Annotated in this window: 18 protein-coding genes; 6 read left to right on the forward strand and 12 right to left on the reverse strand. The window is 61.8% G+C overall.

Annotated features, from left to right (window positions below):
* From NW844_RS07480 to recJ, 6 genes are all read right to left on the reverse strand, one after another.
* Positions 1-895: CHAD domain-containing protein (locus NW844_RS07480; RefSeq protein ID WP_414334762.1), on the reverse strand; the 895-nt coding region annotated here is incomplete at its 3' end.
* A gap of 162 nt (positions 896-1,057) precedes the next feature.
* Complete coding sequence (gene tmk, locus NW844_RS07485) at positions 1,058-1,675, reverse strand: dTMP kinase (RefSeq protein ID WP_414334763.1); 618 nt, start codon at positions 1,673-1,675, stop codon at positions 1,058-1,060.
* A gap of 46 nt (positions 1,676-1,721) precedes the next feature.
* Positions 1,722-2,762, reverse strand: a complete 1,041-nt coding sequence (locus tag NW844_RS07490) for a hypothetical protein (RefSeq protein WP_414334764.1) — start codon at positions 2,760-2,762, stop codon at positions 1,722-1,724.
* 114 nt (positions 2,763-2,876) lie between these two features.
* Positions 2,877-3,470, reverse strand: a complete 594-nt coding sequence (gene rdgB, locus NW844_RS07495) for an RdgB/HAM1 family non-canonical purine NTP pyrophosphatase (RefSeq protein ID WP_414334765.1) — start codon at positions 3,468-3,470, stop codon at positions 2,877-2,879.
* Positions 3,471-3,506: 36 nt separating this feature from the next.
* On the reverse strand, positions 3,507-4,172 hold the full coding sequence (locus tag NW844_RS07500) for a metallophosphoesterase family protein (protein ID WP_414334766.1): 666 nt from the start codon (positions 4,170-4,172) through the stop codon (positions 3,507-3,509).
* Positions 4,173-4,178: 6 nt separating this feature from the next.
* Positions 4,179-6,632: a single-stranded-DNA-specific exonuclease RecJ gene (gene recJ / locus NW844_RS07505; RefSeq protein ID WP_414334767.1), complete on the reverse strand. Its 2,454-nt coding sequence runs from the start codon at positions 6,630-6,632 to the stop codon at positions 4,179-4,181.
* Between the two features lie 101 nt (positions 6,633-6,733).
* On the opposite strand from recJ, the gene NW844_RS07510 reads away from it, so the two are divergent.
* Positions 6,734-7,141, forward strand: a complete 408-nt coding sequence (locus NW844_RS07510; protein WP_414334768.1) for a hypothetical protein — start codon at positions 6,734-6,736, stop codon at positions 7,139-7,141.
* Between the two features lie 190 nt (positions 7,142-7,331).
* The gene (locus NW844_RS07515; RefSeq protein ID WP_414334769.1) at positions 7,332-8,432 is read left to right on the forward strand and encodes an SPOR domain-containing protein; all 1,101 of its coding nucleotides are present in this window, start codon (positions 7,332-7,334) and stop codon (positions 8,430-8,432) included.
* A gap of 42 nt (positions 8,433-8,474) precedes the next feature.
* Here NW844_RS07515 and NW844_RS07520 read toward each other — a convergent pair whose 3' ends face one another.
* The 4 genes from NW844_RS07520 to NW844_RS07535 form a co-directional block, all read right to left on the reverse strand.
* Positions 8,475-9,188 (reverse strand): HNH endonuclease, encoded by a 714-nt coding sequence (locus NW844_RS07520; protein ID WP_414334770.1) that lies wholly within the window; start codon positions 9,186-9,188, stop codon positions 8,475-8,477.
* Positions 9,189-9,211: 23 nt separating this feature from the next.
* A complete protein-coding gene (locus NW844_RS07525; RefSeq protein ID WP_414334771.1) occupies positions 9,212-9,943 on the reverse strand; it encodes a DsbA family protein in 732 nt (243 codons plus the stop codon).
* A 143-nt stretch (positions 9,944-10,086) separates the two neighbouring features.
* On the reverse strand, positions 10,087-10,620 hold the full coding sequence (locus NW844_RS07530; RefSeq protein WP_414334772.1) for an RNA recognition motif domain-containing protein: 534 nt from the start codon (positions 10,618-10,620) through the stop codon (positions 10,087-10,089).
* Positions 10,621-10,873: 253 nt separating this feature from the next.
* The gene (locus NW844_RS07535) at positions 10,874-12,241 is read right to left on the reverse strand and encodes a glutamate-5-semialdehyde dehydrogenase (protein WP_414334773.1); all 1,368 of its coding nucleotides are present in this window, start codon (positions 12,239-12,241) and stop codon (positions 10,874-10,876) included.
* 313 nt (positions 12,242-12,554) lie between these two features.
* Between NW844_RS07535 and ctpC the strand changes: the two genes are divergently transcribed.
* Together ctpC and argF are read left to right on the forward strand one after the other, a co-directional pair.
* Complete coding sequence (gene ctpC / locus NW844_RS07540; RefSeq protein ID WP_414334774.1) at positions 12,555-13,850, forward strand: carboxyl-terminal processing protease CtpC; 1,296 nt, start codon at positions 12,555-12,557, stop codon at positions 13,848-13,850.
* Between the two features lie 117 nt (positions 13,851-13,967).
* Positions 13,968-14,885 carry an ornithine carbamoyltransferase gene (gene argF / locus NW844_RS07545; RefSeq protein ID WP_414334778.1) on the forward strand — a complete coding sequence of 306 codons (918 nt, stop codon included), beginning with the start codon at positions 13,968-13,970 and terminating at the stop codon, positions 14,883-14,885.
* Between the two features lie 20 nt (positions 14,886-14,905).
* On the opposite strand, the gene NW844_RS07550 is transcribed toward argF, so the two are convergent.
* Both NW844_RS07550 and NW844_RS07555 read right to left on the reverse strand, forming a co-directional pair.
* Complete coding sequence (locus NW844_RS07550; RefSeq protein WP_414334775.1) at positions 14,906-15,331, reverse strand: ExbD/TolR family protein; 426 nt, start codon at positions 15,329-15,331, stop codon at positions 14,906-14,908.
* 3 nt (positions 15,332-15,334) lie between these two features.
* Entirely contained in the window at positions 15,335-16,027 is a 693-nt protein-coding gene (locus NW844_RS07555) for a MotA/TolQ/ExbB proton channel family protein (protein WP_414334779.1), read from the reverse strand.
* Positions 16,028-16,289: 262 nt separating this feature from the next.
* Between NW844_RS07555 and NW844_RS07560 the strand changes: the two genes are divergently transcribed.
* Both NW844_RS07560 and NW844_RS07565 read left to right on the forward strand, forming a co-directional pair.
* Positions 16,290-18,101: a S8 family serine peptidase gene (locus NW844_RS07560; RefSeq protein WP_414334776.1), complete on the forward strand. Its 1,812-nt coding sequence runs from the start codon at positions 16,290-16,292 to the stop codon at positions 18,099-18,101.
* Entirely contained in the window at positions 18,101-18,322 is a 222-nt protein-coding gene (locus NW844_RS07565) for a hypothetical protein (RefSeq protein ID WP_414334777.1), read from the forward strand. The genes NW844_RS07560 and NW844_RS07565 overlap by 1 nt, the downstream gene beginning before the upstream one ends.
* Positions 18,323-18,418: the final 96 nt, after the last annotated feature.

Here is an 18,418-nt window from a genome sequence, read left to right on the forward strand (position 1 = left end):
GCTGCTCAGCAGTAGACAGATAGCGCTGTTGGTAGCCGGGCCACTCCTGGAGGGCTAGCTTTTGTTGCTCTTGGAGAAGGGTTTGCAGTTCTGAGTCTGCGGGCAGCTCGGCTTGCAAAACTTGCAAGTCGTTAAAGCGGCCCAGTTGGTCTTGCAAGCGCTTCAGGGTCGCTATCCAATCTTGCATGGCTTCCCCGTAAAAGGGCGCAAAAAACTCCACCTGATAGCGCAGCCGTTTGGTAGCCTTGCGCAGCTCGTGCAGTTGCTCAGCTTGAGCCTCCGTCCTGGGAAAAGCAGGGATCCGCCAACCCGGTTGCAGCAGCCACTCGGCCAGCAGAGGGGTCAGCAAATGGGGCAAGCTTTCCAGCAAAGGCAGCTCTGCCTGAGGCTTGTAGCGCGGGTGAGCCAGCCACTGCTCGCAGGCGGCTTGAAACTCCAGAAAGTCAGAATCTTCGAGGGCGCGACGGGAGCGCTTCTCAGCTTGGGCTCGACGTTGCCGCAGATCTTGCCTTAGCTTCTCCAGCTCCGCTTGCTGGGCCGCCGGGATCCCTTCCCAGCACGGCTCCTGCAGGATTTCCAGCAGCACGTCCAGATCCCGCTGTTTGCCCAAAGCCCTGGCCAACTTTTGCAGGCGTTTGGGCTTAAGAGGTTTGGGCAGCCGGACAGATCCCTGAAACACCTCCACCCAGGTGCCAATACGGCGCAGGATCACCCGGATTTGATGCAAGGATTCTACTGCCTCTGGATGCTGGGCCAGAACTCGCCGCACGTGTTTTTGCAGTCGCTGCCATTGCTGGCTCAACAGTTGGTGGGCTTGGAGCGCCAGAGAGGACGAGGACAAAGGGGAAAGCATGATCTGGTTCTGTTCACCCTTTTGCTCGGTACCCAGCAACATCGCATCTATAGACAGGTCTCCCTTTCCAAAAGCCCAGCGAAGCAATCGAAAAGACAAAACTCTCGCCCGCGGAGCTGCCCAGCCAACCTAACCTAGGAAGAGGTAGAGCGGCTTTGCTTCTTAACCTAATTTTAACCTTAAGGGGGCGAGAGGGGAGAGATACTAACTTGCACTGTTGTCGCGCCGGGGTAGGCGGGGCTTCACCACCGACCAAATCCGTGCCGCTACCTCGGCAGGGGATCCCTCGGCATCGATGCGGACAGTCCGCTGCGGTTCTGCAGCGGCCAGGGCTTGGAACCCTTGGTAGACGCGGCGGTGGAACTCCAGGTGCTCCTGTTCCAGTTTGTCGCCAAGATGGGAGCGCGCTAGCCCCACTTCGGGAGCAAGATCCAGCCACAGGGTGAGATGCGGCTGCAGCCCGCCGGTGGCCAAGTGGTTGAGCTGGCGGATCTGCCCCAAATCCAGCCCCCGACCGTAGCCCTGGTAGGCCAGGGTGGAATCGGTGTAGCGATCACAGATCACCACTTGTCCCGCCGCCAGGGCCGGCGCGATGACCTTGCTCACGTGTTCAGCCCGATCCGCCGCGTACAGGAGCAGCTCGGCCAGCGGCGTCATGGGATCCCCGTGCAACAGCAGCTCCCGCAGCACCTTTCCCAGTGCTGTGCCCCCTGGCTCGCGGGTACACAGGCAAGCATAGCCCTCTTGTTGAAGCTGCTCGGCCAAAAGGGACTGCTGAGTGGTTTTGCCCGCTCCTTCTCCACCTTCTAAGGTGATGAACACGTCCTCGCCCAGGAGAGTGTGTCAAAGGATTGTTTGAGGGGCATGGCTAGCGCAGGTTGAGTTGAGGCTGCAAATTGAAGGAGTGCCCCGGCACCATCACGTACACATCGGGGATGTTGGTGGGCTCCAGGCCTTGCAAGGCCAGCCCTTCGATGTTGGAGCGCAGGGTGTTGTTGATGGTGGTTTCCAGTTGGGACAAAACCTGGGCCTCGTTACCCTGACTGGCCAAGCTGGGAAACTGGTTGTAGATGGCGCGGGCCAAGCCGCTGGCGAGAGGGAGCTGGATGAGGGTGAGGTTGGATCCCCCCAATTGTGGGCCTAAGGTGTCTGCCCGCCCGCGGATGCCCAAGGCCTGCAGGGCGTTGGCGGTTTGGCTGACGGGGATGGTGCAGGTGTCCATCTTGTAAATGGGCACCGAAGCCATGGTGAGGGCGGAAACGCTGGTCAGTTGCACCACGGTAAAGGAAGCCGTGCCATTGTAGGCAAAGCAAAAATCCCGGAAGGCCGCCGGCACGTTGGCCGCGCGGATGGGACGCTCATCGTCGAAGCCGCCCGACTCGGCAAAGATGTTGCGGATGGCAAACCCGCCGAAGAAAGCCAGCAAGGCCACCACCAGCAGGATTGTCAGATCCGAGGAGGAGACTCCCCCTGAGGAGCTGCTGCTGCGTCCTCCACCTCCATATCCTCCACTGCCGCCGTAGCCGGCGGTGTAGCCGTAAGTTGCAGACCGGTAGGAGCCGGCATAGGCAGAAGAGCGGGCGGATCCGTTCCGGCTGCCGGAGACAGAACGGCGGGGAACTAGGGCCTGTCCAGAACGCTCACCCGCTCTTCTCTGCTCACCCTTTTCGTTGTCTCGGCTGCGGCCAGAAGGTCGCGAAGCCCTGTGGCTATCCCGCCCATTCTCCTCATCCAGCCAATCTTCTGCGCCCGCAACAGTTGAGCCCTCTTCCGGCAAAGGGGGCGGAGAACGACGGCCGCCCGCTGCTCCGCTGGAGTTTGGACTGGAAGTAGAATCTGGAGAACCACGGCCAGCAGCCTGCTCTGTCGCGGCGGTGGGATCGCGATCCTCAAACTCGGAGAAGCTCATGTTGCCTCAAGTACTCCCTTTCGGCTGCCAACGCAAGAGGGTTTTCCCTGTCCCAAACCCTCAAGAATTGGACTAGTGTATCCTAGCAGCTCCCAAGCCTTTGGTGAGTCTAGGCTAGCCCAGACTGCCCTCCAAGGCGAGCAACTGCTCCTTGAGGGCGCGTAGGGCCTGGCCGCGGTGGCCGATGGCTTCTTTTTGCGCCGGGCTCATCTCGGCAAAGGTTAGCTCCACCTCCGGCACCCAAAACAGCGGGTCGTAGCCGAACCCCCCCTTTCCCCGCGGCTGGGTCAAGATTTCCCCGTGGCAAAGGCCTTCCACCAACGCCTGCACCTGGCCCTGGGGATCCACCAGGGCGATGGCGCAGTGAAAGGTGGCTCGGCGATTTGGGATCCCTTCCATCTCCTGCAGCAGCCGCTGGATGCGGGCGGCATCGCTGTTAGCATAGCGAGCCGAGTGGATCCCGGGGGCGCCGCCAAGGGCTGCCACCGCCAGGCCGGAATCGTCGGCAATGGCCCACTCTCTCAGAGCTTTGGCCACGGCCTTGGCTTTGAGAAGGGCATTCTCGGCAAAGGTGGTACCGGTCTCTTCCACCTCAATTGCTGCAGGCAGACGGAGCAGCTCCCAAGCGGGGGCATGGGCTTGGAAAAAGGCGTTGAACTCGCGCCATTTGCCAGGGCTGCTGCTGGCCAAGATCAAAGAACGGGGCATGAAAGGGATCCTAGCGCAAATCCAAGGGATCCCTACCTAATCGATCTCGAGAACCATGTTGTGCAGAGCCGCGTTGATCACCAGGGTGGATCCCCACCGCTCTACCTTGCCCCCATCCCAATGCATGTGTCCGCAGATGTAGTAGCGCGGCTGCACCTGTTCCAATAAGGGGCGCAAAGTGGGCGTGCAATGGTGATACCATTTTCCGCCTTCATCCAAAAGACCTTGCGGCGGAGCATGGGTCAGCAGCAGGTCAATGGGCCGGGGGGGTTGACGGTAGAGGTGGAGCAGCTCCTGCAAATGGCCGGAGGTGAGAGACCAGCTCCAACCACAGGGGGGAGTCCAGGGCACAGCCAAAACCTGTAACCCCAGCCACTCAAAGCAGCAGGACTGGGTGATGGCCCGCCCCCAACTGCCAGCCAGCGAATCCAAAACCGCAGCCGCCGGATCGTGGTTGCCGGGCAGGAAGAGCCAGGGCTTGCCCAAACTCTCCACCGCCGCCAGAAAAGATTGCAACTGGGCTACCTCGGCTTGCGCTGCCGGATGAAAGCCCTGGGTGGCTTTACGGGAGGGCTTGCCGGCCTTGGAACAGAAATCGCCGCAGTTGATGTAAGCATCCACCTGTGGCAGATGGGCCAGGGCCTGCCGGATCAGCCGGTCGCTGCCGTGGTAGTCGGAGCCCAGCAGTAGCTTAATTCCCATGCTGCCCTACACCGCTGGCGCAAAAGGAATCTGCAGCAGCCGGGCGGCCACTTGCTGCCAGGAGCTGCGGTACCAAGCTTGCTGGGCCTCCAGTTCTTCGTCCAGGGATCCTGTGGGGCCAAAATCCGAACAGGCATACCCCAGGGAGCGCAAGCCTGCCACCAATACCGCCGGAGACAGCCACCATTGCTGGGCCAAGCGCAGCAGATCCACCTGGCTGTGGGTTTGCAGGTATTGGCGGAGCTGGCGTTGCAAGCCGGTGGCGGAGGGTAGGGGCACCGCTTGCCGATGGACGGCGATCAGCAGCTCACTGCTGGGAGTACCCCAGAGCAGCCACTTGAGGTGATCCACAGAAGGAGGCCAACTCCACAACCAGAGTTGATCGTAGCGGTGGCCGGTTTGGGGGCGGTCGTAGTGGAGAGTCAAGTGCCGCCCAGAAGACAGGACAAGCGAAGGGCGGCGGAAGCCGTAGAACAGGATGGTTCCCCGCGCCCGGGGCAAGAGGACAGAAAACCGGTCTACAGCTTGCCAACGCAAAGGCTGGGTGGGCTGGGGGGTGGGTCGCCAGATCAACAGGGGTGAGGACTCGGTCTCGCTCTGGGAGTGGGACATGGAAGGAGCAGCGTCCAGAGGAAAGGGGGGGGTGCGGGCAGCAGCCTCTTGGGCAGGTCGGATCCCGACAATTTCCAGCTCCAGTTGGGTTTCTCCCTGCCACGTTTTGGCCTTCAGAGTGTAGGCGAGGTCAACTCGGTCGGGCAGGGGATAATTCTCAGCCCCTCGCCAGCGAATGGCCCACAGGGGACGGCTGCGGGCTTTGGCGGTTGAGGCTAGTGAGGGTTCTGCTCGGTTGCCAAAGGCAGAAGTGTCGGGATCCTGAACCAGCAGCTTCAGGTGGCTGGGGGTATCCCCACTAACGGCCCTTGCGCCAAAGCGCTGCTGTTGCAGCACCTGCAGGTTGCGGCTGCAGAAGACCGGCTCAGGGTTGCCGATGCCACAGGGCTGCAGATGCTGAAGCTCTCGATAGAGGTCAAGGGTGAGATCCGCCAGTGCCACCTCCACGTCGATCTGTACCAGCGGCTGGATCTGCTCCGGCTGCAACTGCTGTTGGGCAAACTGCCGCAGCCGCTCTTCAAAAAGAGGCCAGTTTTCCGCCCTCAGGCTAAATCCCCCTGCCGCCGGGTGGCCGCCGTGTTTGCTGAACAGATCTTGGCAAAACTCCAACGCCTGAAACACGTCGAACTCCGGGATCCCCTGCCGCGCCGAGCCGCTGACCTCCCCTTGCCGCGACTGGCTGCCGATGAACACCGGACAGCCCAAACGCTCTGCCAAGCGCGAGGCCACGATGCCGATCACCCCTTTGTGCCATTTCTGCTGCGGGGATCCCAAAATCGTCAACACCCGTTCCTGCCGCAGATCCCGACCTTGCCGGGCAATTTGCTCCAGGGCCTCGGCCTCGATGCGGCTGCACATCTGCTGCCGCACCTGGTTGAGGCGTTCGCAGCGGCGGGCCAGTTTCTCCGCCTGCTGCGGGTCGTCGGTGGTCAGCAACTGGATCCCCATTCTCGCCTGGCCAATCCGCCCAACGGCGTTGATGCGCGGCCCCAGGCCAAACCCAATCCACTCAGGCCGCAGCTCCTCTGGGGATCCCTGCACCCCCATCACCTGCAACAGGGCGCGGATCCCGGCCACCTGGGAAGTGGGCAAGAGGTTCAGCCCCTGCCGCACCCAAAGGCGGTTGATCCCTGTCAGCGGCGCCAAATCGGCAATGGTGCCCACGGTAAACAGTTCCAGCGCCACCCGCTCCAAATGGCCGTCACCGCGCCGCTCCGCCAGCGCCTGGGCCAGGAGGTAGGCCACCCCCACCCCGGCCATCCCTCGATAGGGAGAAGAGAGCGGGAGCTGTTTGGGATTGAGGATGGCGTCGGCAGGGGGCAACTGGGGCGGCAAATCGTGGTGATCCGTCACGATCACCGTCAAACCTAGGGCTTTGGCCAGTTGGATGGGCTCGTGGGCAGAGATGCCGTTGTCCACCGTGAGGATGAGGCGCACCCCCTCGCGGTGCAGCTCTTGCACCATGCGGCTGTTGAGGCCATAGCCCTCGGTCATGCGGCTGGGAATGCGGTAAACCACTGGCGTGCCCCGCAACGCCCGCAGCAGCAGAGCCGTGCTGGTCATGCCGTCGGCATCGTAGTCGCCGCAGATGGCAATGGGCTCTTGTCGGCAAATCGCCCCATCCAGCAGTTCCACCGCCAGCGGCAAATCGGCAAAATCCTGGCTGGGCGGGGGCAGGTGGGCGGGATCCGGCTGCAAATACCGCTGCACAGCAGCAGGGCTAGAGAGGCCGCGATTGAGCAAGATCTGAGCCAACACAGAGGAGACCCCCACTGCCTCGGCCAAGTTCTGGGCAGCCAGTGTGTCTGCAGAATGAAACAGCCAGCGTTGGGCAGGGATCCCGGCCATTGCAATCGGTCTTCAGGTAGCAGGTAGCAGTGCTACAGTTGGCCTATGGGCTATCCTTTTGACATTAACTCAAAACGCTCCTCTGCTCTTTCCTGCCGCCGATGTATTCTCTGCTGCTTACCTATGGCCTCAACCCGCTGACAGGCTGGAAGCTATTGGTCAAGTCTCCTGAGCAAGCCTCTCTGTGGACGTTGGCCCGGCAGCTTTGGAGCCGCCCTGGATCCCGGCGCCGCAGGCCGCGCCTCCAAATCTCTCTCGGCCGCCTCGTGCCCGAACAGACCGAGCGCCTGTCTAAACTGGAGGTGCTGCTGCGTCTAAGATTTTTCATCGCCCTCGAAGCCGAAACCCCGGATCAGCCCTTGCCAGCTCTTCCCTCCGGCCAGGGATCCGCTATTCAGCTTGCCCACTACACAGAGGGCTCGCAGCAGTACAAGACGGAGATCATCCGCTTTGCCCTGGGGGGATCCCGCACCCTGACTGCTCGGCGCCGCCGGCGCCGCCGCTTCTGAAAACCCCTGGGCCGCAAACCATTCCCGCCAGGGGTGGAGTTCTGCCGACCTGTCTATACTAGAGATGCACCCAAAAATGCGCTAAGTCTGTGCTTATCCCGTGAACGCCGGGCTGTTTCAGTGCCGCAGATGGCTTATAAACCAAAGGGCTGCTCCAGGGTGGCAGGGGCTCCCTGCTCCACGGCTGGGGATGACAGCGGCCCTCTTGGCCGGATCCCTGGCGGCTTTTGTCCTCGCCCTGCCTGCTGCTTTGGCCTTGACCCGCTACCAGGTACATGTGCTGGCCAACGAGGCAGCCGCTCTAGCCCAGGTGCGCGGCCAGGTGCCGGATGCCTATTTGGTGCAAGGGGACGGGCAGGTGTTCATTTTAGCGGGGACGTTCATCAACCGCAACCACGCCCAACGCCGCCAGGCTGAATTGGAACGGTTGGGCTTGCCGGTGCGGGTGGTGAGCCGTCAAGATACGGATCCGCCCCTTCCGCCCGCTTTTCCCGCCCAAACAGCGCCCGACCGCCCCTCCCCCAGCTCTGAAAACCCTGCCCCGCCGGCGCCAACGGCTCCCCCCTCCGATCCCCAGCGGCCCTTTGCCACCTATGTGCCCAACCCCAGCAGGGATCCCCGGCTGGAAGAGCGGGTGCGCCGCTTTTTTCCAGGAGCTGCTGTGGTGCAGTACCGCGGCCAGGCGGCTTTGCAGACGGGCACCTTCTCCCGCCTGTCGCTGGCGCAGGATCAGGCCCGCTGGCTGACCGCCCAGGGCTTGCCGGCAGTGGCGGTGTCGCTGGCAGGGGAGGAAGCTGTAGGGGATCCTGACTCCAATCCACCTCAGGGGGAGCGCTACTGGGTGTTGGTGGCGGATCCCAGCGGTGAGAAATGGCCTGCACTCAAACAACTGCTAGAGGGATCCCTGCCTTTGATCTACGACGACCTGCGGGTGGTGCGCACGGGCGGGTTTGCCGATCCGGCTGCTGCCGCCGAACAGGTGCGGTACCTGGCCGACCGAGGCTACGAAGCCGGGATCTTCCCCGCCGATCTGCGCCGCTCTCGACCGCTTCTGGTTCAGGATCCCACCCCCTCTCCCGCATCCCTGCGCGAAGAAGGCACAGGCGGATTTTGGGTGGTGGTATCCGCCGGCGCAGAGGCGCTGCCCAAGCTGCAGCAGTTTGCCCCTGACGCTTTTGTGCGCGGCTCTGTGATTCAGGTGGGCACTTACCGGCAGCGGGCCAATGCCGAACAGGCGCGGCGCGCCCTGGCCGAGGCGGGGTTTGACGCCCGCATCCTGCCCGTGGAGTAGCAGCAGCCAGCTTCAGCCCCTTTCCCTGAGGGAGAGGGGAGGTCAGGAACCGTCTCGCTGCTGTTGAGAATAGCCCCATTGGGCCTCGCTGCCCTTTGCACCGCTTGTTGGAATCGCCAGGGATCCTTCTGCAAGTGAGATCGCCACTAGGGTGAGGCGCAGGGTTTCCGCCTGCAATTGGGCCGGGCTGGCCAGGGGATAGGCCAACTGTTGCACCACGTGGGGGCGATCCCCGCCGCCAAGATCTAAGCTGGGATCCAACCAGTCCAGTTGCCTTTCGCAGGGGCTGGACAAGATGCTGTGGACATCCTCCACCCCCCGATTGGCCCCGGTGAGGCGGAGCCAACGCCGAAAGCTGGGCCAAAGGTGCTGGGGCAAGGGTCGCACCTGACCCGGCACAGCCCTGTCGAAATAGATGAGAAAGTCTGCCTTCCAGCCGTTGCAGGCCGGGCAGAGGGGCTGCAAGTTGGCAGCCGTGTTGGGCCCTCCGCGGCTGAGGGGGATGATGTGATCCTGGACAGGAGCGGATCCCACCTGTGACCATGGCCTGCCACAGCAGGGGCAACAGGGGTACCAGCGCAACAGTTGCCAGAACTCGGCAGCAGCAACTTGGCCCGTCAGGTCGTAGCTGCCCCGCTTTTCCTTGGCGCGAGCGGCCCGCTGCTTCTGGCGTTGTCGGCTGGCACAGGTGGGGCAGGGATCCGGTCGAAACAGGAACTCATCCCCACACTCCGGGCAACGATAGGGACTCGACATCAGGACCTAAGACCCTGAACGGGCTAAAGAGCTTGTTTGGCCTGTTGCAGCGTCTGCTCAAACACCTCCAGCGGCTGCGCCCCCGAGAAGGCAATGCCGTTCAAGATGAAATAGGGCGTGCCGCCAATGCCCAGTTGAGAGGCCAGATCCATATCCCGCTGAATGGCTCGCTCTGCCGCCCGGCTGCGCCGATCCCGGTTGAACTTCTCCACGTTCAGGCCCAACTTCTCGGCAGTGGCCACATAAAACGCATCTCCAAGCTGGGATTGGTTGGCGAACAGCTCGTCGTGAAATTCCCAGAACTTACCCTGGCGCTGGGCAGCCCAAGCCGCGCGAGCCGCCGCCATCGCCTCCGGGTGGATGCTGGTCAAGGGCAGGTGCTTGTACACCAAGGTCACCTCGTTCCCGTGCTCGGCCATGAACTGTTTGAGGGTATCGTGGGCGCGGGCGCAGAAGGGACATTGAAAATCGGAAAACTCCACCAACACCAACCGCAAAGCCTCGGATCCCAGTTGGGGAGAGTCTCCGATGACGGCACGCGGGTTCTCCCGCAACTGACGGCCAAATTCTTCCGCCAACTGCTGCTGCTGTTGCTGTTGCTCTTGGTACTGTCGCTGCTGGTATTCCTGGACAGCCTCTAGGATCACCTGGGGGTTCTTGCGAATGATCTGGAGCACCTGCTCTTCCAAATCTGCCGGGGCCGCCGCCGCCGGCAGGAAAACCGCAGCTCCACTTCCCACTTCCAGCAGAACCATTAGCCCAAGCAAAAGTCCGGCCTGAGCCCAAGCGCGAAAAACCCTCACCAGCCTATTCATCCTAACCCCCCTCTCAGACATGCCCAGAACTCCACACAGCCTACCGTCGGATCCCAACGGTGTCTATCACTCCTTCGGGGGGATCAGGAATTGGTGGCCTGCAGAAGCTGCTCCTTGATCCGCTGCAACTGGCTGGCCCAGCGGGGATCCGGCTCAGAGGCTGCCTCGCTGGCGGCAGCGACAGTGGCGCGCCCGCCTTTGTTGCCGCGCTGGCGTTGCTTTTTGCTGGGAGCAGAGTTTCCTGCTGATGGATCTTTAGAGCCTTTGGCCTCAGAATCTCTGGATGCTCTGGAATCTTTAGACTCCTTGCCAGACTCTTTGGCTGAGGGCTCAGGAGCTGCCGCTTTGGATGGGGCCTCTTCCCCTCGGTCGCGCGGCTGGGCGATCTCAATGCGCAAGTTAACATCCCCAAAGCTGTGGCCATTGAACTTTTCGATGTACTGCTGCGCCTGCTCCTCGGTGTTCACCGTTACAAATCCGAAGCCGCGACACTTGCCGGTCTTGCGATCCCGAATCACCTTGGTGGAAATCACCTCGCCGGCAGAGCGAAAGAGCTTCTCCAACGCCTGACGATCCACCTCTTCCGGCAGATTTCCGACATACAGACGCACAGACATGATTCAGTGAAGCTCCTAATCGAAATAACAAAAGGCGACCAAAAAGCAAGGTGCTGGGTCAAAGGCGCTCAAGTCGGCACAGTTGGAGTCCAGAACCCAATCGTTAATTGTCACACCACAGCGCGACACGAAGCACAACCTTTGCAAATCACAGAGCTATTCTTTAATCTACCCCAACCTGGAGCCGCCAAGACGAGGAGAACGGTTTTTATGAACGCTTGCCTCATAACCTTTCCGGGGCAGGCCGTGTCCCCTAGGCCAAACCGGTGTTGTTCAGACGATCTCGATGTTGAAAAGGCCGGGCCTGCGGGCCTGTATAGTCGGCTACAAGATGTCCTTGCCCTCGCAGTTGGTAGCGGTAGGTCACCAAGCCCTCCAAACCCACCGGGCCGCGCGGCGGCAGTTTTTGGGTGCTGATCCCCACTTCTGCCCCAAAGCCGTAGCGGAAGCCGTCGGCAAAGCGGGTGGAAGCATTGTGAAAGACTCCTGCCGCATCCACTTCATCCAGAAATCGACGGGCGGCGGCGGCATCTTCGGTCACGATGGCCTCGGTATGGCGGGATCCGTACTGCTGGATGTGGGCAATGGCCTCGTCAAGGGAGCCGACCATCTTGATCGAGAGGATCAAATCGGCGTACTCGGTGCTCCAGTCGGCCTCAGTGGCCGGGATCAGATCCGGCACCAGCTCGCGGCAGCGGGGATCCCCGCGCAACTCCACCCCTTGCTCGCGCAGCGCCTGGACCGCCGGGGGCAAAAACTGGGGGGCAATGTCCGCGTGCACCAGCAGGGTCTCGATGGCGTTGCAGGCGGCGGGGTACTGGGTTTTGCTGTCCAGCGTCAGCCTCACCGCCATCTCCACATCGGCAGCCCGATCCACGTACAGGTGACACAGGCCATCGGCGTGGCCCAGCACCGGGATGCGGGTATTTTCCATGATGTAGCGGACAAAGCTGCTGGAGCCGCGGGGGATAATTAGATCCACCAGCCCCTCCAGTTGCAGCAGGGCTTTGATCTCCTCACGGCTGGTGAGCAGCTGCAAAGATCCCTGGGGAAAGTCCGGGATCTGCTGCAGCCCCGCTTGGATGGCCGCCATCAACGCCTGACAGGAGAGCAGGGCTTCGGATCCCCCTTTGAGCAAGACGCTATTGCCCGTTTTCACCGCCAGGGCGGCAATTTGCACCAGAGCATCGGGCCGCGACTCGAAGATCACCCCCAGCACTCCCAAAGGATAGGTGCGCCGCTCCAGTACCAGCCCCTCGTCCAGCTCTCGGATCAGCAAAGCTCGGCCCACCGGATCCCCTAGCCGGATCACCTGCCGCACTCCGGCCACCATGTCCGCCAACTTGTGGGGATCCAGCTTCAGGCGGGCATAGGCGGCTGCCGACAACTCCCCGGCCTCGACCCTCTCTGCTGCCTGCTCCAAATCCGCCTGGTTGGCCGTCAAGATGGCCTCTTGGTGTTCCAGCAGGGCGGTGGCCATGGCCTCCAGAGCAGCATTTTTAATAGCAGTGGGCAAGGTGGCTGTGCGCTGGGCGGCAGCGCGGGCCAACTGCACTTGGGACAGCAAAGGCCGATCGAAAGCGGCTGCAAGCGAGTTAGGGCAGTCGGTGGAGAGGGACATAGGGTCAAGAAGGCGGCACAAGCGCCCATCCAGAACAAAGAGCGGCAATTGGGTTGGGATGTGTGATGAATGGGATCCCAGGAGCGCCCTTGTGGGGATCCCTATGCTAGGTTAGGCACATTCGGGCTGTGCCATTTGCAGCCTACCAAACTTTGGATCCCACCGGCTGCGGCGGGGTACTCCTCCTTCATCTCCGATGCTTCTGGGATGAGGGCGGACGAGAGAAAGCTTTTGCTTGCACTTCCGTTCCCGGACGGTTAGCGATCCACCTCGTCAACCTCGACTTTTAGCACCTTGTCTTCCAGGAGAGCCAATGAGAAAGCGTGGGTTTGTGGTGAGTGCAACGGCTGCGGTAGTCACAGCCGTGTCGCTGGTTGGCGTGCAGCTATCCAGTCCGGGTTGGGCAGGGTTTCGCCGGGATCCCAAAGAAGTGGTGGACGAAGTTTGGCAGATCGTCAATCGCGAGTACGTCGATCCTTCCTTTAACTCCGTCGATTGGGAGGCGGTGCGGCGGGATCTGCTCAGCCGAGAATATGCCACCCGAGAAGATGCCTATGCGGCCATTCGCGAAGCCCTGAAGAAACTGAACGATCCCTACACCCGCTTTTTGGATCCCGATCAGTTCGCCAGCATGCAAATTGATACATCCGGCGAGCTGACCGGGGTGGGGATCACGCTGGGCATGGATCAAGAGACGAACGAGCTGGTGGTGATCTCCCCCATCGAAGGGTCCCCCGCCGACCGGGCCGGGATCAAATCCAAAGACGTGATCGTGCGCATCGACGACAAGTCCACCGAAGGCATGGACACCAACGCCGCGGTCAACCTCATTCGGGGCGAGCCGGGTACGCGGGTGCGGCTGACCATCCGCCGCGAGGGAGAAGGGCTGAAGGTGTTCGACCTGGTGCGGGAGAGAATCGAGCTGGCCACCGTGCGCTACGAGGTTCACGAGGAAAGCGGCCTGCCCATCGGCTACATCCGCATCACCCAGTTTTCCGGCAACGCTGCCGAGAAGATGCGCCAAGCCATTCGCGAGCTGGAGAAACGAGGGGTGGCCGCCTACGTTCTCGATCTGCGGGCCAACCCAGGGGGGCTGCTCTACTCCAGCGCCGAGATCGCCCGCATGTGGATCGACCGAGGCAGCATTGTCTCGACGGTGAACCGGCAAGGGGAGCAGGATCGCCTCACGGCCAACAACACCGCCCTCACCGACAAGCCTTTGGCCGTTTTGGTGGATGGGGGATCCGCCAGCGCCAGCGAGATCCTGTCGGGGGCTTTGCAAGATAACCGTCGCGCCGTGATCATCGGCACGCAAACCTTCGGCAAGGGCCTGGTGCAGTCGGTGCATCCCCTGTCGGATGGGTCGGGCCTGGCGGTGACCATCGCCCGTTATCGCACCCCCAACGGCACCGACATCGATCACAAGGGCATCACCCCCGATATTTTGGTGGAGTTGTCTGAAGAAGATCTGAAGCGGCTGGGCCAGAACCGGGAGTTGGTGGCCACCTCGGCCGACCCCCAGTATGCTGCCGCCATCCAGGCCCTCCAGGCTCAGATCTCGGCCCGTCGGCAACAGGCCCAAGAGGCCATTCGTTCCTCTTCGCGGTAGCCGGATCCTGAGGCCGTGGTCGAGCTGAGGCTCAAAGACCAACGCGGGGTTGGCAATGCTGGGTTGTTCGTGGAGGTGGCGCGCGGCACTATGGCCGAGTCGAAGACCGTGGGATCTGTGAACTTAGCCGGGCGGGATCTGCTCCGGCTCAGCGACCTGACATCGGCAGAGCTATCGGCCCTGCTGGCTCAAGCGGCGGAACTGAAGCGGGATCCCTATCGGGCGGATCTGCGGGGTCGGGTGCTGGGGCTGTTGTTTCAAAAGGCTTCCACCCGCACCCGCGTCAGTTTTACTGCTGCCATGGCCCAGTGTGGGGGCAGCACCCTGGATCTGGTACCGACGGCGCTGCAGGTGAGCCGCGGCGAACCCCTGCCGGATACGGCCCGCGTCCTCTCCCGCTACCTGGATGTCATTGCCATTCGCACCTACGACCAGCGAGAGCTGGAGATCTTTGCCGAGTATGCCGAGATCCCGGTGATCAACGCCCTCACGGATCAGTTTCACCCCTGTCAGGTGTTGGCCGATCTGCTCACCATCCAGGAGAACTTCGGCCAACTGGCGGGCCTGACCTTGGCCTATTGCGGCGACGGCAATAACGTTGCCCATTCCCTGCTGCTGGGCTGTGCCATGAGCGGGATCCACATCCGTGTCGCCACACCCCCCGGTTACGAGCCGGATGGGGCGGTGGTGGCAGAAGCACAAGCCCTGGCCCAGGGATCGCAGGTGCTGGTCTTACGGGATCCCTACGCAGCAGTCGCAGGAGCTCAGGTGGTCTATACCGACGTGTGGGCCAGCATGGGCCAAGAGGATCAGGCCGAGGCCCGCAAAGCCCACTTCCTGCCCTACCAGGTCAACGCCGCGCTGATAAAACAGGCGGATCCCGAGGCTATCGTGCTGCACTGCTTGCCTGCCCACCGGGAAGAGGAGATTACTGCCGAGGTCTTAGAGGGATCCCAGTCCCGTGTGTGGGATCAAGCAGAAAATCGCCTCCACGTGCAAAAGGCGCTGCTGATCCAACTGCTGGGGGCAGGGTGACCCCAGAGAGAGGGAAGGTGTCAACGGTTATTGGCGGGGCGGCGGGCGGCAATGGCCAGGCTGACGTTGGGCAGCCGCTGCAGGGTATCCATCACCTCTACCACCTTGCCGTGGGAGAGGGCCAAATCGGCGTTGATCACCACCAGGCGGCGCCCTTCAGCCGGCTTCTCGGCCAGGATGCGTTCCACCGTCGGGATCAGAGCGGAGATATCGGCGATCTTTTCCTGGTTGACGGCGATCTGGCCTTCTGCCGTGATGCTCACCGTTACATCCGGCTGTAGACGAACTTGGGCCGTGGTTGCGTCCGGCAGGTTGACATCCAGCGCTTCCGAGCGGGTGAGCACCAAGCTGGCGATGACAAAAAACACCAAGATCGAAAAGATGACATCGATCAAGGGCACAATATTAATCTCGCCGGAGCGGAAGTTTTCTTCGGGGATGCGCATGGCTTAAGAGGGCTCAAGCGAAGAGTAGGGCGGAAGGGTGGAGCTGCCACCGGGTCTGGACTGCGTGTAGGGGTACTGGGAAAGTTGCTGGGCTTGCATCTCTTGCCGCTGCCGATGCAGCAACTCCAGCTCGCCGCCGTACTCCTGGATCTTGGAAAGTTGCCGCAGGTAGAGAGAGCGGAAGACATTGGAGATCAGCAAGGTGGGAATGGCCACGATCAGCCCAAAGGCGGTCGAGTAGAGGGCTTCGGCAATCCCTTGACCCACCCCCTGTGTGTCGGTGCCGCCGATATCTCCCAGTTGGATGGAGCTGAGGATCTGGATGATGCCGGTAACCGTGCCCAGCAGTCCCAGGAAGGGGGCAACGGTAATGACAGTGTCGAAGACCGTGTTGAAGCGCTTCAGCAGGGGCACCTCTGCCGCCAGGGCTGTTTCCAGGGCCAACTTAAAATCTTCGGGGCTGGCTTCGTTCAGCTCCAGGCCGGCCAAAAAGATGCGAGCAATGGGCAGGTCGGCATTTTGTTCCAGCAGATACTGGGCAGCGCGTGGGTTGCGGCGGTACTGGCTGAGGGCTTGCCGCACCACCTCCTCCTGCCGGTGGGTGACCTTCCACCAGAACAAGGCCCGCTCGATGCAACAGGCCACCGAGAAGACCGAGAACGTCAGCAGGGGGATGGAATAGTACCAACCCTGGATCAGGAGCTGCAAAACTCTATCCATACGACCCTGACTTCCCCCTTCTTCTTCGCTCATCTTGTCATAGCACTTTCTCGGCAGGGCTGGGATCCCTTCTTGCGCGGCGAAGGTTGCACCTTTTGGCAATTTTGCCCCAATCCCGGATCGCATCTCGTCAATCGTCGATCCAGAAGGCATACTGGTTGCAACCATTTTGGTTTGGATCCCGAGGGCGTGAATTATGAAATTCAGACGCTGGTTGGGCCTTTGCTGCGCCGGACTGATGGCACTGCTGTTGACGGCTTGCGGCAAGGGATCCACCCCCTACGACAGCATCGTGGTCAACTTTGTTAATACGGCCACCCCCAGCCAGATTGCCGCTATCGCCAAAGAGTATAATTTGACGCTCCGCCCCAGCAGCGACAGCGCTTTTGCCCGCCAAGAAGCGATCTACCTATTTGACGTGGATGCCGACCATCTGGGATCCACGCGGCGGCTGGTCAAGCGGCTCACCAACGAAGCTTTGATCGAGTACGCTCACCCCAACTATCAATTCCAGGCGGCCTTTGTGCCCAACGACCGCCTCTATCCCCAGCAGTGGAATCTCAGGGCCATCCGCATGCCGGAAGCCTGGGACATCTCTCAGGGGGAAGGGGTGACGGTAGCCGTGGTGGATACTGGGGTGACGCGAGTTCCCGACCTGGCCCAAACTCAATTTGTGCAGGGCTATGACTTCGTGGACGATGATGAGGACCCGGAAGACCTCAACGGCCACGGCACCCATGTGGCGGGAACCATCGCCCAATCCACCAACAATTTCTTGGGTGTAGCCGGCATCGCCTTCAAGGCCAAGATTATGCCGGTGCGGGTGTTGGATGCCAACGGCTTCGGCTCCCTGTCGGATGTGGTGGAAGGGATCCGCTATGCTGCCGACCACGGGGCCACGATCATCAACCTCAGCCTGGGTAGCCGCGCTTCGGCCCGACTGATGGAAGAGGCCGTAGCCTATGCCCACAGCAAAGGGGTGACGGTGATCGCAGCCGCCGGCAACGAAAACTCCGACCAGGTGAGCTACCCGGCCCGCTACCCGCATGTGATCGCTGTCTCGGCCACCGGCCCCGATGGCAGCAAAGCCCCTTACTCTAACTATGGGGTGGGGGTGGACATCTCTGCCCCGGGCGGCGCCAAAACCCCCGATCACCCTGAGTACGGCATTCTGCAGCAGACCATCAACCGCCGCAACCCCAGCGAGCCGGTCTTTGCCTACTTCCAAGGCACCAGCATGGCCACTCCCCACGTGGCCGGCGTGGCGGCGCTGATCCAAGCCCAGGGCATCAAAGACCCGGACAAGGTGGAAGAGGTGCTGAAGATGTCGGCCACCCCGGTGCCCGGCGACAAACAGAACTTCTACGGGGCCGGTCGTCTGGATGCTGCCAAGGCGCTGGCCCGAGCCACCGGTCAGCAAGAGGAGAACCCCCTGGTGCTGTGGCTGAAGGACTTCCTGCAATACCTGAACAACAACGGCTACCTCAACCCGCGCTTCTGGTTTGATGGCGGCCCGATTGCCCTGGTGCCCAAGCTGCTGATGGTGATAGGCGGCTACATCATCCTGGTGCTGATCCGCTGGTGGCTGGCTCCCAAGCCGATGCGGGCAACAGTGCCTTTGCTGGCCGGGATCCTCTTGGGCAGCGCCGGCCTCTTCCCACTGCAGGGCTTGGCCATTGTGGGTGCCCCTCGCTGGCCCTTCCAATTGGCGGGGAGCTCCCTGCCGGAGCTGGGCACCGCCTTGGCCCAAACCAACGCTTTGAACCCCTTGTTTGCCAGCGTCTTGATCCCGGGCCTGTTGCTGGTGCTGCTCCTGGGCCATCGGCGCTGGCGCTGGGCGGTGATCGGCCTCTCTATCGGCATGGCCTCCCATCTGCTCTTGTCCGGATCTCTGTTCTATGAGGGGGTAGTATGGCTTGGATCCTCTGCTTGGCTGGGTCGCTCCTTTTTGCTCTTCAATGGCCTGCTCTGCCTGGGCCTGGCCTATTTGGGAGCACAAGCCATCCTGGAGTCCCAGTCCAACAGCACCGGTCTAGCGCTGAGGCGGTGATGGAAGAATACAGCGGTACCATCCAGTTCCTGGATATCGAAGGAGGGGTGTGGGTGCTGACCCTGCCTTCCGGCCAGCACTATGCCCTCTTCCGCGCCCCCAAAGAGCTCTTACAAGAGGGGTTGGAAGTCACCATCCAGGGACAGCTCAAAGAAGACATGGTGACGGTGGCTCAGGTGGGGCCGGTCTTGGAGGTGAAGAGCTTCCGACGGCAGCCCTAGCTTGGCCCAGATACAGATCGATCAACCAAATCGGGGATCCCCGCTCAGGGATCCCCATTTTTTCTAACTTTTTGGGATGTTTCGCTGCGCCAGCGT

The organism is Synechococcus sp. H55.2 (assembly GCF_047462495.1).
Classification (GTDB): domain Bacteria; phylum Cyanobacteriota; class Cyanobacteriia; order Thermostichales; family Thermostichaceae; genus Thermostichus.

Excerpts from the sequence above, each read along its gene's own strand:
- NW844_RS07490 (WP_414334764.1), bottom strand. The coding sequence starts at position 2,762 with ATGAGCTTCTCCGAGTTTGAGGATCGCGATCCCACCGCCGCGACAGAG.
- rdgB (WP_414334765.1), bottom strand. The coding sequence starts at position 3,470 with ATGCCCCGTTCTTTGATCTTGGCCAGCAGCAGCCCTGGCAAATGGCGC.
- NW844_RS07500 (WP_414334766.1), bottom strand. The coding sequence starts at position 4,172 with ATGGGAATTAAGCTACTGCTGGGCTCCGACTACCACGGCAGCGACCGG.
- recJ (WP_414334767.1), bottom strand. The coding sequence starts at position 6,632 with ATGGCCGGGATCCCTGCCCAACGCTGGCTGTTTCATTCTGCAGACACA.
- NW844_RS07510 (WP_414334768.1), top strand. The coding sequence starts at position 6,734 with ATGTATTCTCTGCTGCTTACCTATGGCCTCAACCCGCTGACAGGCTGG.
- NW844_RS07515 (WP_414334769.1), top strand. The coding sequence starts at position 7,332 with ATGACAGCGGCCCTCTTGGCCGGATCCCTGGCGGCTTTTGTCCTCGCC.
- NW844_RS07520 (WP_414334770.1), bottom strand. The coding sequence starts at position 9,188 with ATGTCGAGTCCCTATCGTTGCCCGGAGTGTGGGGATGAGTTCCTGTTT.
- NW844_RS07525 (WP_414334771.1), bottom strand. The coding sequence starts at position 9,943 with ATGGTTCTGCTGGAAGTGGGAAGTGGAGCTGCGGTTTTCCTGCCGGCG.
- NW844_RS07530 (WP_414334772.1), bottom strand. The coding sequence starts at position 10,620 with ATGTCTGTGCGTCTGTATGTCGGAAATCTGCCGGAAGAGGTGGATCGT.
- NW844_RS07535 (WP_414334773.1), bottom strand. The coding sequence starts at position 12,241 with ATGTCCCTCTCCACCGACTGCCCTAACTCGCTTGCAGCCGCTTTCGAT.
- ctpC (WP_414334774.1), top strand. The coding sequence starts at position 12,555 with ATGAGAAAGCGTGGGTTTGTGGTGAGTGCAACGGCTGCGGTAGTCACA.
- NW844_RS07550 (WP_414334775.1), bottom strand. The coding sequence starts at position 15,331 with ATGCGCATCCCCGAAGAAAACTTCCGCTCCGGCGAGATTAATATTGTG.
- NW844_RS07560 (WP_414334776.1), top strand. The coding sequence starts at position 16,290 with ATGGCACTGCTGTTGACGGCTTGCGGCAAGGGATCCACCCCCTACGAC.
- NW844_RS07565 (WP_414334777.1), top strand. The coding sequence starts at position 18,101 with ATGGAAGAATACAGCGGTACCATCCAGTTCCTGGATATCGAAGGAGGG.